This window comes from Paraburkholderia fungorum (assembly GCF_902833645.1).
GTDB lineage: Bacteria > Pseudomonadota > Gammaproteobacteria > Burkholderiales > Burkholderiaceae > Paraburkholderia > Paraburkholderia fungorum.
Window position 1 is genome coordinate 171,748 of the sequence record NZ_CADFGE010000008.1, and the last position, 14,350, is coordinate 186,097.

The following is a 14,350-nucleotide window of genomic DNA, read 5'->3' on the forward strand; positions in this document are numbered from 1 at the left end:
CCGCTTCGCTCCGATCACCCCTAACTTCCGCGCACTTTTGGAGAATCACCATGTCATCCCTCATGATTCGCGATCTATCCCGCACCCGCGAGCTCGACCGCCACGCAATGTCGGCGGTGGCCGGCGGCACCGGCGCCAGCGTGCCGGGCGTGCCGTCGATGAGCGGCCTTGGCGGAATCGCCAATGTCAGCGTCAAGATCGACCAGAACCTCACCCAGGTACAAACGGTCAACGTTGCGGCGTTCAACGACATCGGCATGGTCGGCGCCAATGTCGTACCGTTTCATCTGAACGTCAGCCCGTCGTTGTCGGGCGCCAACTATGCCTTTGCTTAACGGCACGCAGTAGCGAAGCGCGGGGACTTCTCTGCTGCGGTCCATGCATATCCAACAGGCGGGCTGCAAGCAGATTTCCTATACTGATAGTGCGACGAGACCTCCGTACACCCAAAGACAAACACACCCCGGGCGGCGGCTGGAAGATCGCACCAGCCGTCAGCTCAATCGTTTCACCGGAGCCACCATGGCAAAGCTCGTTATCAAAGACCTCACCGAAAGCGTCGAACTCGACCGCAAGGCGATGGCGGCCATTGTCGGCGGCGCACGGGTTGGCGCGCGTGCGAGTATCACTATGCTGGCGGCGCCACTTTCCGCGCGCGTTGTGGACTACCCACCCGGCTTTCCGGCTGCACGTCAGACAATTGCCGATGCTTCCAGCACCGCGGTGCCCCTCCAATCGCCGCGCACGTAGGGCCCGCCTCAGATGTTCGCCGCAACGGCACGTTGTATGGCGCGCTTCCAACAAGTTCGATTCCGGCATCGTCGATAGCCGTATTAGAAGTTCCTTCCTGTAGGACGCACGAGGCGCCTGCAATTGGAAATAAACGTAGCTGTCTGTTGTTCCGGCGACTGGTGTCTTGTTCGATTGGCCTGGTGAATGTCCGTACGCTGCGACCTCGGGGCTCGTGTGCTCACCTATGATGTTTAGGATGCCACCTGGTTTTATGTCACTTTCCGCTTGCGCAGAATGCTCGGACAGCATCCTGGCGCAAAGGCGTTCACGGCGCCGGCGTATGCAAGAACGTCGCACAGCGCGGGTGGCAATAATGGCGCGCCACGCGTCAGCATCGCCCGATCAAACTGGAGGCATCAAATGAAATTCATCGTGCAATGGAATGGTCTGCCGGCTGCGGAAAACGCCGTCATCGAGCGCTTCATGAAAACCGGCGGCGTCGCGCCTGAAGGCGTCAAACTACTGGGACGCTGGCATGCGATCGGTGGCTTGCATGGCTTTGCGGTCGTTGAGGCAGACGATACGCGTGGAATGTCTGCGCTGGCTCTTCAATGGGGTGATTTGTTGACAATGAGCATCTGCCCTGCCATGACTGACGAAGACCTCGGCGCGGCATTGAGCGCGCACCAGGCCGCGCGCAAATAAGTACACAAGCAAAACGGACATGACACCCAGCCTCGATACGCCTCCACCCAATGGGCAACTTTTGCCGTTTCGCGAGTCGCTGCTGGCGATGCTGGGTATTGCCTTTGTGTCGATGCTGGTGGCGCTCGATCAAACCATCGTCGGCACCGCGCTGCCGCGCATCGTCGCCGATCTCAAAGGTTTCGATTTATACGCATGGGTCGCGACGGCTTATATGCTGGCCTCCGTCATCACCATTCCCATCTTCGGACGACTGGGTGATCTGTTCGGCCGCAAGCCGTTCCTGATCGCCGCGATTCTCTTGTTTACCGGTGCATCGGTATTGTGCGGCTTTGCCACCAGCATGCTGTTACTGGTGATGGCTCGCGGTTTGCAAGGGATCGGCGGCGGTATTCTGATCGGCACGGTGTTCGCCACCGTTGCCGATCTGTTTCCCAATCCGAAGCTGAGGCTGCGCTGGCTCGTGTTCGTGACGTCCGCATTCGGGCTTGCCAATATGGTTGGGCCGACGCTCGGGGGCATGCTCACGCAATACGGCGGATGGCGACTGGTGTTCTTCGTCAACGTGCCGGTGGGCGTCGTGTCCTTGCTGTTCGTGCAGCGCTTTCTGCCGCCGCTGCGTCATCTGCGAAGCAAGGGCCCCGTGCGGCTCGATTGGCTCGGTGCGTTTGTGATCGCGGTCACCTTCGGCGCGCTGCAATTGCTGATCGAACTGTTTCCGAAGCACGGCATCGACACGATAACGATTGTGCTGGCCGTTGTTGCAGCGAGTTTTTCTCTGACGCTATGGCTGTGGGAGAGCAGGATCGCGTATCCGATCATTCCCGTGGATATGCTGTTGGACCGCAAACTCTTCGCGCTCTTTGCGATGTCCGTGCTTGGCGGTTTCGCGCTGTTTTCGCTGGTGTTCTATGTTCCCCTGCTGTTTCAGGGCGGCTATGCGATGTCTGCGCACGACTCGGGGATGCTGATCACGCCGCTGTTGCTCGGCACGACGATCGGCAGCGTGGTGAACAATCGTATTGTCACCCGGATTCGCCGCGCGAACGGCATCATGTACGTCGGCTTCGCGCTATCCGCGCTGGCATGTCTGAGCGTGGTCGTGCTGCGGGGTACGGAGCCGCATCTGGTGTGGATGTCGTGTATGGGAATCAGCGGGCTCGGACTCGGTCTGGTCGCGACGAGTCTGACAGTCTGTTCTCAGCAGATCGTCGCGCGCGACCAGCTCGGCGCGGCGACTGCGTTGCTGCAATCGCTGCGCACTTTCGGTGGGATGCTGGGCACGGTGATGACGGGCGCGTTGCTTGGACATCTCTACACGCAGGGCGTGCATCGTTCGCTCACGTCATATCAGGCGACGCAGTGGTTCAAATCGTTTGCGAGCCCCGAGTTGCTGGTGGACCGCGCGGAGCAGGCGGCGTTGATCGATCGCCTGGTCAGCGCGGGGCACGCGGGCGACGCGATGATGAATTCGGCGCGGGACATGTTGGTGCAGTCGATTCATATCGGCATTCTGGTGGCGGGTGCGGCTGCGTTGACCGGATTGTGCCTTGCGTGGTTTGTGCCACCGGTGCGGATCGGATATTTGGAGGCGGAGGTTGGCGCAGGCGGAGGAGCGGCGCATGGTGAGGTGGTTCCGCCGCGGGGGCATGTGCTATGAGGGGCGGCAAGCTTCGCTATGGGGTTCGGGGCCGGCTAGCGGGAGTCGGTTTTTCCGAGAAATTCAGCACGCGCTTCGTCGTCAAGCAGATATCGACTATCAGTCGCGATTATTGAAAATGCGATGTCCTCCAAGTCTGCCCGCTCCCTGTACTGTTCAGCATGGTCAACGAGGGTACGCGCTAATTGCACGCAATCACTTCGCTTCGCCTTGCTCGCCGGCAGGTACTTTTGTATGGATCTCGCCAGCGCGGTGAGTCTGGCGAACTGGGCTGCATGCCTCGCGCTCAACTCGGCTGCGGCTTTCGCGATGCGTTTTACATTCGCGTGGGCGTCAGCGTTATACGGTTGCGGGAGAGATAGGGATTCAGCGGTTTTTCTCATGGCGCGATTCCAGGTTGCTTCCTTGAATCGCCCGACACTCGCTAAACAGATTGGGGTGAGCGGGCACGTAGCGAGGTTGACAGACCGGGAGATGAACCAAACCGGCGGACCTTGCGGCCCCCTCACCACGGCCCGCCCATAGAGGACATGCGTAGGTGAGCACTACCTGCTTTCGCAGGCAGTGCGGTCCATCTCAGCAGGCTGTCAAACCCGCGCCGTCTTGTCTGACGGCAGAAGCAATTTAACCCATTCGTTTTTTGGGACGATCGCCCGATGGATTAACCGCGCGAATTATAACCAATCTTTACATTGCGACTGGATGCTGGAGCTCCGCCAGATGCTCCGCGGCATGCGCAAACGTTAAAGTGGAGCGAGCAGGTTCACGCAGATCGGGGGCGAGTTCGAGCTAAGGCGGAACATTGGCGATGCTGCGGTTGCGAGAATAGCGTGCGCACACCGAACAAGCCGACAGTTCGTAGCTACCCTGCTCCAACCTTCATCCGCCTTTTTACCTGCGTCTTCAGGTTTGGAACCACTCACTTGCGACGTTTGACTTGCGTTGCACCGAAGCAATTTCGTGTGTAGAGACGTCTTTATTGGCGACGTGCCAAGCGATGCATCGCAAAGCCGCCGTGATCGAAACAGCCCTCAAATCAAGGGGAATTCGGCGTTCGGTCCACCCGAAATTCGATTGGAAACCTTGACCCGGACGTTCTGTTTTCTTACTATAAGCCTCGACGTTTGCGCAGCGTCCATGAACTCGTTTTCACCCAAAGCGCACACAAAAAAACAACACCAAACACCGAGGCTTTTCGGGGCTTTTGCATGACAATGGATGAGGACATCGCGCACGTCGCGCGTGTGATGGCGCCTTCATTGCGCGCCTTTCGTGGTGAACCTGTGCTCCCGCCAGCGTATTGGCGAAAGCGGCTACAACGCATACAGGACGAGTTTCCCCTGACTCGATTGCAGACGTTTCAAATCAAGGATTTGCTTGGGCAGTTGGATCGGTTTGAGGCGGAGAGGGGGTTGCTGTAGGGGAAGACCACAGCAGTGGATTGCGGGATATTCGCTAGAAAGGCAATATTACTAAGATTTGCGCAACGATTTCGAACACGTTGTCGCCAGATGCTCGCACAGCAAAGGGTATGCCGATTTAGTGTCGCCACAGGCTCAAACCGAAGTTGACGCCCCAGTGAAATAGTTAAAAGCGCCGCTGAACTCGTTTGTGCGGATCGGTTCTTCACCGGTTTTTTCGGCGATTTTCTTGCCATGGCGAGTCAGCGTGAAGCGCGGAGCGCCGGGTATTGACCGTACGGCGACTTCGCTAACCCCGGGCGGCAGTTCTCGCGTCGTTTGGACACCGCCCTGAGCGATGATGAGGGTCGCGGCTTCGGTGAGGAAAACCGTTACGTGGATTAGCGCGGTCAGCGGTATGCGCGAGCGCGGGGCGGTTGCATAACCGACCGATGCAGCGGTCGCCATTGCGCCAACATCCACCGGATGCAAGCGATAAAAATAGTAAAACTTATCATGAGTAATCGGAGGTGCGGCGCCGCGCTTGAACCAATCAATGAAATAGCGGCTCGCATCGAGATACGCAGTATGACTCAGCAACGCGCCGAAGCGCGGATTGTAGACCTCCGCTCGCGTATTACTACCAATCGGGGCGACATATGTTGACTCGGCCCAATCGTTCCACGTAACGATTTGCACCCAATCGACATTCGCATGAATCGCCGCTATCCATTCAGTTGCCATGCCGGAAAAACCGTCAGTTTCAAATGCACGGTAATTTGTGCCACTCGCAAGGCCGCAGTAATACGGCGTGACAGGCGCCATGAACAGTTTTCGGGCCGACTTGAGCGCGGGAGCCAAGTGTTCGATTGAGCGTGCTAGAGAACCTGATGTACCGGCCGCTCCGAAATAGAAATATCCTTGCGCCGCGCGACAGCGACTCGCTACTTCGCTCGCGACTACATCGCCGATCTCCGCTTCTTTCGACGATGGCATGAAGTGCGGCACAAAGTACGCACCGAGAGATTCTGCCTGTGCAATCAGCGCTTCACATCGTGCAGCATCGTTGCCGCCTAATGCATACGACGAGACTACTGGTTTTCCATCGACCATCAGTTGCGCTTGGAGACCGGTAATCGAGTGCACGATGTCCTCGAGTTCATCCTGTGCTTTTCCGTCCGCTGATACGAAAAGCTTGAAATTATTACCGAACTGTTCGGCGGCACGATACATCGTCAGCACGCGAGTACGGTAAAGAGGCTCGCTGCGATTCCAGCCACCGCAGTTCAGTGCAAATCCATCGATACCGCGCTGATGCGCGTCGCGGAACTCCATAACGTAGTCATCGATACCGGCGTTTGGGCCACCACGCGGCCAAGCGACCATGTAGTGGGCAAATACCCTCTTTCCAATTCCTGATGCGCCCGCATCCGCCGACATGGTCGAAACACCTGACGCCCGCGTAGCCGCCAACGCTGTCGGTATTCCCATCCCCACCAATAGCAAGGTTCTACGCTTCATTCCTGCAAGCTCCCACGCCAGTTACCGATAACCGGCGTATCGGGCGGCTGTATCGTCCCGAGCGAGCGCGATGCTGCACGTATGCTGATAATCAATGACAGCGTCAGCACGAGTGCGCCCGCTATCACAATACCGGTCAGCGCACCGATCAGCCCTAAGCCATAAGAAAATGCTGACACGAATAGCAATGACGCACCAACGTCTAGCGTCGAAACCACGACAAACGATTTGCGGTTTGTGGAGAAAACTAACAGTGACAACACGCGGCAGGCGAAGATAAGTACGGCACCGAGAAACGCAATAAACATGAATTCAAACTGCACCGCGTACGAGCCAAGCGCAGCAATTGGAAAGAGCTGAATGCGACACGCGAACCAACTCGCAACCGATAATAACGCGACAATAAAGGCCATGGTCGCCGCCACAGTTCGGCCGCGTGGCAGAATCAAGAGCGCGGCCATGAGTCGCTTGAAACCTCCACTCAACACCAGTGCCACACCTTGCCCGCAATTGAACGCTAAGTTATGCACGCTTTTTACGCCTCGATACAGCGATCCCGCAGCTGGTCCAATAACGAACGTTACGATCATGATGTCGATATGTTTCGCGCCAGAGAAGATTGCATTGCCATACCAACTTCCTAAAATCTCCTTGTGGTTCTGCACAAAGAACGCTTTATAGTTGAATGTGCGGAAGCTAAATTTTCCCGCTTCCGGATGGAAAAAATCGGAGTCGTGCGGCGCTCCACGACCTAGCGAATGCAGGTATGCGACAAGCAGCATTACGCCATAAAATGCCTCGACAAGCAGCAAGAGATCCGGTAAGTACACATCGAGCGAGCGCCGTTTGATCAGCAGCACGAGGATCAAAACGCGACTCAGCGCGGATACAGTTGAAATCGCGCAGATCGTTCCACTGCGTCCATAGAAGCGCAATATACCTAACGAAAAATGCGAAAGACCATAGCATGCCGGTGCCAGCACCATCACTATCCATAACTGCGTAGGTGCAAACAGACCATAACGTGCGAGCAACGTTCCGACAGTCGCAAAGACCACCGTTGAACCGATCGCACTCAGACAATCGAGGAAGATCAGCGTCGATACCTGTGAGCGCACCTTCTCTATAGTGAAGATCCGCGGCGAGCCGAAATTAAACAAATCGATCGCAACGAAGAAGAAGGCCATTAAAGCATACGATTTGCCCAACCATGCGGCGTCCAGAAAACGCAGCGCAAGCGCGACCGCAACGAAATTGCCGAAAGCGGGCAATGCCGAGGCAAGCATGATATGTACGACGTCCCGCTTCATGTCAGCCATATATTTTCAACGCCTCGCAATAGTGACGGTATTGCGCCTGGATATCCGAGTAACGAAACTGGCGCACAGCGTTGCTCTGACGCTGCTTCTGCTGCTCGCGCCACTGCGTATCCGCTGCAACCCGCGCAATCTTCTCACATAGTGCATCAACGTCGGCGGGCGGTACGAGACTCGCGGGTTCAAGCACTTCTGCAATGCCGCCCACCTGCGTCGCTACAACCGGGATACCCAGAGCCATTGCCTCGAGTAGAGCTCGCGGCATGCCCTCCTGCAACGAAGGCAGCACAAAGAGCGCATGCTGGCTCACCGCGCGAAGTACATCGTCCCCGTCCAACGCACCCGCGAAATGCACACTGTCGCCAAGTCCAAGTTTCGCGGCAAGTCGCTCGAGCTCGATGCGTAGCACCCCATCGCCGATAAGCGTCAGGTCGACGTTCAGCCCACGTTCACGCAGCGAGGCCATAGCGCGCAACAGAATGCAGTGCCCCTTACTTTCGTTGTGCATCATAGCAACATTGACAATGCGGAATGCACCATCATCGGCACCACCCCTGATTTGAGCATCGTCACCACGTTCGAACAACTCATCGGGCAGATATGCGTCGCTGAATCCGAACGACCGAGCGTATGTGCGCGGGGGGTAACTGGCCTGCAACGCCCCAGCCGTTACATAGCGCACAGTTCTACCGTGCTTCGCCGCATGGCGCGTCGCCCAGCAGTGCACGCGTCGGGCAACGTGCCGCAGCGGATGACGCGACGCCGTATCACTAAAGTAGTCCGCAGGATCAGCCACGATTTCCGCTGAGAACGGCTTACCCGTCATACGGCATAGCAGCATTGCAATCAACGTAAGGTTGCCAGGAAAACGCAACACCAGAAGATCCGCGTCGCGAATCACACGCCAGATACGCCAGACGAGTCGCGGCATATGCTTGACTAGCGCCGTCACACCGCGTGGCGCGCCGAGGTCGATGAATTGAGTGTAATCGCCGGTAACCAACTCGCCGTGCGCGCGTTGCACCGGAAACGAACGGGCTGCGATTCGCACACGCGCGAAGCTTTCTGTGAAGCGAGCCGCGAATTTGCGATGTCCCATATGAGGGCTAAAAATCTGATTGCCGACCTTCGAAAAGTTTCCGTCGATTAAAAGCGTGATCGATAGATCCGTCTCGGTTCTGAACAACTTGACAAGTTCAGCGTAACGATTCACTGACAGGCATGCCAATTTGTTCCAGAAGGGCGAAGTGTCGCATCTGAGCTTTTCGATAGAGGCCGCCACCTCTTCGGGGTCGAAGCTTTCCGCGTGGAACGCGTACTCGGACAATCCGAGATCTTCGTAGGCAGCCTGCCCCTTGCGTTCATAAGCGATGTGAATACTCGGCAATCCGCCAAGTACGCTTTCAAGGCTACCGTGCAGCCGCACCGACACGACAATCGCGTCCTCAGAATGAATCACATCTCGCAGCGCGGGTGCCGATTCGATGCCGAACACCCGTCGATAGAATACGTCATCACTATTACCACGCCCTGCGCTCTGTACTGCAAGATCGGCATTCGGCGTTAATTCGACCAGGCGACGCAGCTTCGCGATGTAGGCGTTTCCATACGGCTTGTCGCTCAAGTCGCGAAACACAAAATATACCTTGCGCCGCTCCTTGCCTATGGAAAAACCGTGAGATGCGCGTTGCGGCACCGGAGACTGCTTACCGATCTCCAATACAACAAGATCTCCGATCCGTACTGCATGCCGATGATTCAACTCGGCCATGCTCTTATCGTCACGCAGAAACATCGTGTCGACATGACGGCGTACAAGCCACTTTAGGACGCGACCCGGCACTGACGAGAATGGGCCGACGCTTTGCGGCAGATAGACTCGCGAGCGTGGCCGCCACAGGGACGCGCACGCGATCTGCAACCCATGCGCCACCAGTGTCTTGCAGCCTTCCTTCCATGTGCCTGCGCGCAAATAACCGCCACCGACGCCGAAGAACACCGGCGCGCGCCGCAACCATGCACATGCGAGTGTTCTGCCGACGAACTGCCAGAGTGAAATCAATTCGACTAGCGAGTCATCAAGATAGCCGACAAAAGACGCTGGATCGAGGCAAACGACGGTGACGCGTTGGCGAAAACCGGCCTCGCGAATGGCTCGCAGACTCAGTTTGACCAGCAACCCGTCGCCGCTGTTGCGTGAGCTATATGCGTGAAGAAGGTAGACGTCAGGCGTTTTCATAGCAGCTCATCAACGATTTGAAGAACTTGTTGGCATCGAACGCCTGATCGAACACATGGCGCGAGTTCGCACCCATGCGGCGGCATTCATCGATGGACAGTGCGTTGAGTTGCTGAGCTAGGCACACACCTGTAAGCTGACGCAGAATCAGGCCGTTGTAGCCATGGATGACCTGTTCGGGCAGAGAGCTTTCACCCGAAACAACCAGTACCTTGCCAGCTCGCATCGCTTCGATCGGTACAAGTGCAAACCCTTCCCAGCGTGACGGAACCACAATCACATCCATCTCTTGCATCGCGCGTCCCGCATCCTCGGGACTGACCCAACCGTGATATGAAATACGCGATGCGTCGCCCGGCAGTTGCGATTTTCCGCGGACCGCCACCCCAAACACGTGCACGTGAAGGCTGTTCTTCAGTAGTGGCAATGCGTCGACAATAATGTCAAAGCCTTTCTGATAGTCGAGCCGCCCGAAGTAGCCAACCTGAATCTGCTGCGGCGACCGCGCGGCGGCCTCCGTGTCGTCAGTGATCCGCTCGACGGCGACGTTCGTCGGGATGCCCGTGTAGACAAGCTCGATCTTGTCGGGCGCAATGCCATACTTGCGCGCCATGCGCACTTCGTCAAACGACATGCAAAGAATGAGGGTGCTACGCCGTGCAAGCCACTTCTCCAACTGTGCGAAAGCCCAAGCTGTCACACGCGATATATCCTTTTTCATGAACGACCACGCGTGCGGCGTGTACAGTACTCTTTCCTTGTCATAGCGGCTTAGACGCACATAGACGCCTGGAAAGGTACTGTGACAATGAATCACATCGGCACGTAGCGGCTCGATGAGCGAGCGCATCGAGCGCGCGATAGAGACAAGCCTGAACGGATTGCGACTCGAAGGGTACGGCACCACATGAATGCCGTCGATGTCCAATTTTGCGATATCCATATTGCGCGGATCGCAAACCAGCACAACTTGGTGTCCGCGATTGCGCTGCTCGACCATGAGCGCCGTCACATAATTAGCGACGCCACCGATCCAGGTTTCAACTACGTGGATTATTCTCATTACGCACCCCAGCGTTTTGATGAAAAAGGCGCGGCTTACGTTGTTTTTGCTTAAGCAGCAGCGCCATCGGCAAAGCGAACAATACAATCCATCGCGTTCCGTAGTAAGCGAGGACATTCGAATCGAACAAAAAGAACAGAAATGGAAGCGGATACGACACGACCTTGACGGTCAACCAGCGCCAGTTCGCGCCAAGAGCCATCCCATTAATTCGCGCGATCATCCAAGCAGCCACGACGAATGAAAGCAAATATCCGAGCACGCCGAAATTGACCAGGAATTCACCGGGCATACCAAACAGCAGCGTCGTCTCGTCGGACTGGTTAGTCTCGGTTTCGCGGACGATGTCGCTCTTCTCGCGAGCGAAGGTGTCCGGTTTATCCTTCCAAATCGCCTTCGGGACAATGGCGGCCACTGCCCCAACGAAACTGCGACCCATGCTGAGCGTGTATCCGGGCTTTGACACCGAATCAAGCGCCTGAACCTGCACGTCGAAGCGCGACAGGTCACGAAACAGAAAGAAGCTGAGTGGACCCATCGACAGTTGCAGCATCCGCTGGTCCGCAAAATTTTTTGACAGGTTGCCGATTTCCGAATAGTCGATACCAAACTTTAGCGGGATCATGGCGAGACCACCGACCGCAATGCAGGTAGCCACGATCTTCGCTGCGCGTCGGCTGATACGCCCGACAAAAGTGTGGTAGATCAGGCACGCGAACAGCACCACAAACACAATACCCTGACGGTTGCCAAATACACCGGACGAGAGCCATCCCAGCACCACCAGTTGGACAAAGGCAACTATCCTCATCAAGCGACTGTGCCATGGTCGGAGCGTTAGGCATGCGAACACCCAAAGTGGCGCAGTATTAGCAAGCGCCTGCACGAATCCGAGCCCTTCCAGCGGATCGTTTTGTGTAACGGATGTTTCGAGGCGATCCGCGTACAACTGCTCGATCTGCCGATACCCCCCCAGCTTCACGTAGATAAACGCTAGCGCGGCCAACGCGAGCAGAGCAAACATATAGGCCCAACGGCTCACAACAGCAGAGCGGCGCGTTTCCGAGGGCAGTGCAACCGTCGTCCGCCTGCCACGCATCGCAATCAAGGTGAAATTCATACCCCAAATTCCGATGATGTTCAGCACGAACCAAGCGATTGTTGTCGGGTTCTGCTCGGGTAAGAGGGTCAAATAGATTTCGTCATGTGCAACCAGCTGTGCGGCCGGTAGCACGCAAAAATACGCGAGTGCGAACAACCGCCACAGTTTCAGCAACTCGTTATCGGCTTTGATACAGAAGATACTTACGGCCTCAAGCAACACCAACCCGGCTGTCAGCGTATCGGTACTGCCGAGGTAAAGCGCGGCGAAAAGGCCGGCCATCGCAAAGCCAAAGGCTAGCAGCCAGAGAAATGGAAGCTGGCTGCGTTTTCGCGCCGCTCGCCGCCATGTAGTCCGCGCCGCGCTCATTTCGCCAGCTTCTTCTGGTTCTGATACTGATAGGCAACGTAACGGTACGCGCCATACTTTGACCGGTACCCGAATGCACGCGCATCGACGCCGTTAAAGATCACGCCCTTGAGCGGCGCGTTCGCACGCTGTAGTTGACGCGCACTCTCGGTGAGTTCGCCAATCGTAGACTTCTGGAAACGCGCGACAAGGAATACAGTACCTGCAATAGTTGCCATCATTGGTGCGTCGGAGACCGCAAGCACCGGCGGTGTGTCGATCACAACAATGTCGTAGCATTCACCGAGGGATTCCATCAGACGACTCATGCTATCGCTGAGCAGAAGCTCCGACGCATTTGGTGGGATGCTACCGGTCGTCAACAGATCGAGTCCGGTCGATACGTCGCGCTGAATCGCGACCTCGACTGACACCTGCCCCGCAAGCACGTTCGACAGACCTTGGCCGCGCGTACGACCAAAGAATTGATGGAGATGGCCACGCCGCATGTCCGCGTCAACCAGCAGAACACGCTTGTTCCCACCACACAGCACGGCCGCGAGGTTAGCGGAAATGAACGACTTGCCGACGCCGGGGGCGGGACCAGTCAGCAACAGGCGATTATTCGGCGCCTCGAGCATTGCAAAGCTCAGCGCAGTGCGCAGGCTACGCAAGCTCTCGATCGAAGGGTCGGCCGAATTCGCTTCCGCCAGCAAGTGTCTCGCCAGCCTGTTCGATTGCATACCCAAATTCAGAGCATTCTGCGCCTGCGAAAGCGGGATCGTGCCGTACACGTTGAGGCCCGCATAGCGCTCGATGTCCTGCGCATCCGTCACGCCACCGTACAGCAATTCTCGCGCGAATGCGGCACCGACGCCGAATATTAGCCCGGCAATTACAGAGAGACCGATCACGAGCGGTATTTTCGGCCATACCGGGTCTTCCGGCAGGCGCGCGTCGTCCACTTGGCGAACATTGCCTACCTTGCCCGCGGCAACTAACTTCAGCTGCTGGATGTTGTTTAGCGTGTTGACGTAGATATCCTGATTGACCTGCACGTCGCGCATCAGCGATACCGTATCCTGCTCGACATTCGGCAGCCGCTTCACGCGGCTGTTCACGTCTCCGAGCTTGGTCTTCATCGCGTCGATTTGCTGATCGAGCGCGACAATTGAGGGATGACCCGGCGCATATCGTGTCGCAAGGTCAGCCCGCCGCTGTTGCAGGTCGAGAAGACCGCTTTGCGTAGCGACGCTTTCCTGTAGAAATGTCTGCGCTTCAAGGCTCACATCAAACGTCCCACGCTGGTTGCGCATCGCGTTGTAGCGCTTCTCGGAGACTTCAAGATCATGCTTGAGCCCGGGCAGTAGGCTTTCGAGGAATTGCGAAGACTTCTCCGCCTCGGCACCCTTTCGCTTTACGTTTTGCGCGACGTATGCCTCACCGATTTGGTTAAGAACGGCGGAAATTTTCCTCGGATCGCGCCCGCGCAGCGCACCGGTGATGATGTCGCTTTGCTTGCCCTTTTGCTGCATGTTGAGCTTTTCTTGCAGATCTGTCAGCGTCTTGAGCTTCGATTCTCGCCTCAGGTTAAACGCCGCGCCCGGCTTCCCGTACACCCCAGCCACGAGTATGTGGAGATGGCCGACACTCTGGTCAACGTCGACCGGCTTACCGATCGCACCTTCAATCGGCGCATCGAGATCGGACTGCGTCAAGCGGAAGCGGTTATTATCGAGTAGCGTCAGCTTGAAGCGTTCGTCTTCGAGATCCTTCGGAACGTCAAATTCACGCACGTCGATCGATTCGGTACCCCAGCAGAAGCCGCCCCATCCGAGAATACCTGGATTGGAAAGCGACTTCGCGCTGTCGGCGATACGCCAACCTATGAGTGGGAAATAGCGTGGCTCCGCATCGATATAAAGCCGCAGGTTGCGAACCGCCTGATCGACAACCAGACGCGATTGCAAAATCTCGAGCTCCCCTTCTGCCTCAGTCTTGACGTCAAACAACGACGACACGTTGCCGAGAAGTGAGCTTGCGCTCGTTGGATTGTCCTCCTCGACCTGAATCATGATGTCCGCTTCGTACGTCGGCCTCGCCAGAAACGCGTAGGCGATGCCAAGCAGAACGACGATGGCGAAGATGCTCGCGATGAGCCAGCGGTTCGAGGTCACGACGTCCAGATAGCGGATGAGGTCGCTGTCCTCGTCAGCGTGATCCTCGACTATCAAGTCCAATCTGTTGTTCATGTTTTTCTCTTG

Annotated in this window: 11 protein-coding genes; 4 read left to right on the forward strand and 7 right to left on the reverse strand. The window is 56.9% G+C overall.

The genetic code is table 11. The features are described 5' to 3' along the window. The first annotated feature begins 50 nt into the window (after nt 1–50). The 4 genes from HWX91_RS23980 (at nt 51) to HWX91_RS23995 (ending at nt 3,097) form a co-directional block, all read left to right on the forward strand. Nucleotides 51–335 (forward strand): hypothetical protein, encoded by a 285-nt coding sequence (locus HWX91_RS23980; protein ID WP_028195068.1) that lies wholly within the window; start codon nt 51–53, stop codon nt 333–335. A gap of 187 nt (nt 336–522) precedes the next feature. Then, nucleotides 523–750 carry a hypothetical protein gene (locus HWX91_RS23985; protein ID WP_028195069.1) on the forward strand — a complete coding sequence of 76 codons (228 nt, stop codon included), beginning with the start codon at nt 523–525 and terminating at the stop codon, nt 748–750. A gap of 402 nt (nt 751–1,152) precedes the next feature. Continuing rightward, the gene (locus HWX91_RS23990) at nt 1,153–1,437 is read left to right on the forward strand and encodes a DUF3303 domain-containing protein (protein WP_028195070.1); all 285 of its coding nucleotides are present in this window, start codon (nt 1,153–1,155) and stop codon (nt 1,435–1,437) included. Between the two features lie 19 nt (nt 1,438–1,456). Then, nucleotides 1,457–3,097, forward strand: a complete 1,641-nt coding sequence (locus HWX91_RS23995; RefSeq protein ID WP_028195071.1) for an MFS transporter — start codon at nt 1,457–1,459, stop codon at nt 3,095–3,097. A gap of 35 nt (nt 3,098–3,132) precedes the next feature. On the opposite strand, the gene HWX91_RS24000 is transcribed toward HWX91_RS23995, so the two are convergent. The 7 genes from HWX91_RS24000 to HWX91_RS24035 all read right to left on the reverse strand — a co-directional run bounded on the left by HWX91_RS24000 (nt 3,133) and on the right by HWX91_RS24035 (nt 14,338). Beyond that, nucleotides 3,133–3,480: a hypothetical protein gene (locus tag HWX91_RS24000; protein WP_028195072.1), complete on the reverse strand. Its 348-nt coding sequence runs from the start codon at nt 3,478–3,480 to the stop codon at nt 3,133–3,135. A 1,173-nt stretch (nt 3,481–4,653) separates the two neighbouring features. After that, a complete protein-coding gene (locus tag HWX91_RS24005; protein WP_028195073.1) occupies nt 4,654–6,018 on the reverse strand; it encodes a glycoside hydrolase family 71 protein in 1,365 nt (454 codons plus the stop codon). Further along, the gene (locus tag HWX91_RS24010) at nt 6,015–7,337 is read right to left on the reverse strand and encodes a hypothetical protein (protein ID WP_063627861.1); all 1,323 of its coding nucleotides are present in this window, start codon (nt 7,335–7,337) and stop codon (nt 6,015–6,017) included. Before HWX91_RS24010 ends, HWX91_RS24005 begins: the two co-directional genes overlap by 4 nt. Further along, nucleotides 7,330–9,573: a glycosyltransferase gene (locus HWX91_RS40875; protein WP_081832958.1), complete on the reverse strand. Its 2,244-nt coding sequence runs from the start codon at nt 9,571–9,573 to the stop codon at nt 7,330–7,332. The genes HWX91_RS24010 and HWX91_RS40875 overlap by 8 nt, the downstream gene beginning before the upstream one ends. Continuing rightward, nucleotides 9,560–10,636: a glycosyltransferase family 4 protein gene (locus HWX91_RS24025; protein WP_028195075.1), complete on the reverse strand. Its 1,077-nt coding sequence runs from the start codon at nt 10,634–10,636 to the stop codon at nt 9,560–9,562. Before HWX91_RS24025 ends, HWX91_RS40875 begins: the two co-directional genes overlap by 14 nt. Beyond that, complete coding sequence (locus tag HWX91_RS24030) at nt 10,614–12,107, reverse strand: hypothetical protein (protein ID WP_042274159.1); 1,494 nt, start codon at nt 12,105–12,107, stop codon at nt 10,614–10,616. The genes HWX91_RS24025 and HWX91_RS24030 overlap by 23 nt, the downstream gene beginning before the upstream one ends. Continuing rightward, nucleotides 12,104–14,338, reverse strand: coding sequence for a polysaccharide biosynthesis tyrosine autokinase (locus HWX91_RS24035; protein ID WP_028195076.1), 2,235 nt, complete (start codon nt 14,336–14,338; stop codon nt 12,104–12,106). Before HWX91_RS24035 ends, HWX91_RS24030 begins: the two co-directional genes overlap by 4 nt. Nucleotides 14,339–14,350 lie beyond the last annotated feature (12 nt).

Excerpts from the sequence above, each read along its gene's own strand:
- HWX91_RS23995 (WP_028195071.1), top strand. The coding sequence starts at position 1,457 with ATGACACCCAGCCTCGATACGCCTCCACCCAATGGGCAACTTTTGCCG.
- HWX91_RS24030 (WP_042274159.1), bottom strand. The coding sequence starts at position 12,107 with ATGAGCGCGGCGCGGACTACATGGCGGCGAGCGGCGCGAAAACGCAGC.
- HWX91_RS24025 (WP_028195075.1), bottom strand. The coding sequence starts at position 10,636 with ATGAGAATAATCCACGTAGTTGAAACCTGGATCGGTGGCGTCGCTAAT.
- HWX91_RS40875 (WP_081832958.1), bottom strand. The coding sequence starts at position 9,573 with ATGAAAACGCCTGACGTCTACCTTCTTCACGCATATAGCTCACGCAAC.
- HWX91_RS24000 (WP_028195072.1), bottom strand. The coding sequence starts at position 3,480 with ATGAGAAAAACCGCTGAATCCCTATCTCTCCCGCAACCGTATAACGCT.
- HWX91_RS24010 (WP_063627861.1), bottom strand. The coding sequence starts at position 7,337 with ATGGCTGACATGAAGCGGGACGTCGTACATATCATGCTTGCCTCGGCA.
- HWX91_RS24035 (WP_028195076.1), bottom strand. The coding sequence starts at position 14,338 with ATGAACAACAGATTGGACTTGATAGTCGAGGATCACGCTGACGAGGAC.
- HWX91_RS24005 (WP_028195073.1), bottom strand. The coding sequence starts at position 6,018 with ATGAAGCGTAGAACCTTGCTATTGGTGGGGATGGGAATACCGACAGCG.
- HWX91_RS23980 (WP_028195068.1), top strand. The coding sequence starts at position 51 with ATGTCATCCCTCATGATTCGCGATCTATCCCGCACCCGCGAGCTCGAC.
- HWX91_RS23990 (WP_028195070.1), top strand. The coding sequence starts at position 1,153 with ATGAAATTCATCGTGCAATGGAATGGTCTGCCGGCTGCGGAAAACGCC.
- HWX91_RS23985 (WP_028195069.1), top strand. The coding sequence starts at position 523 with ATGGCAAAGCTCGTTATCAAAGACCTCACCGAAAGCGTCGAACTCGAC.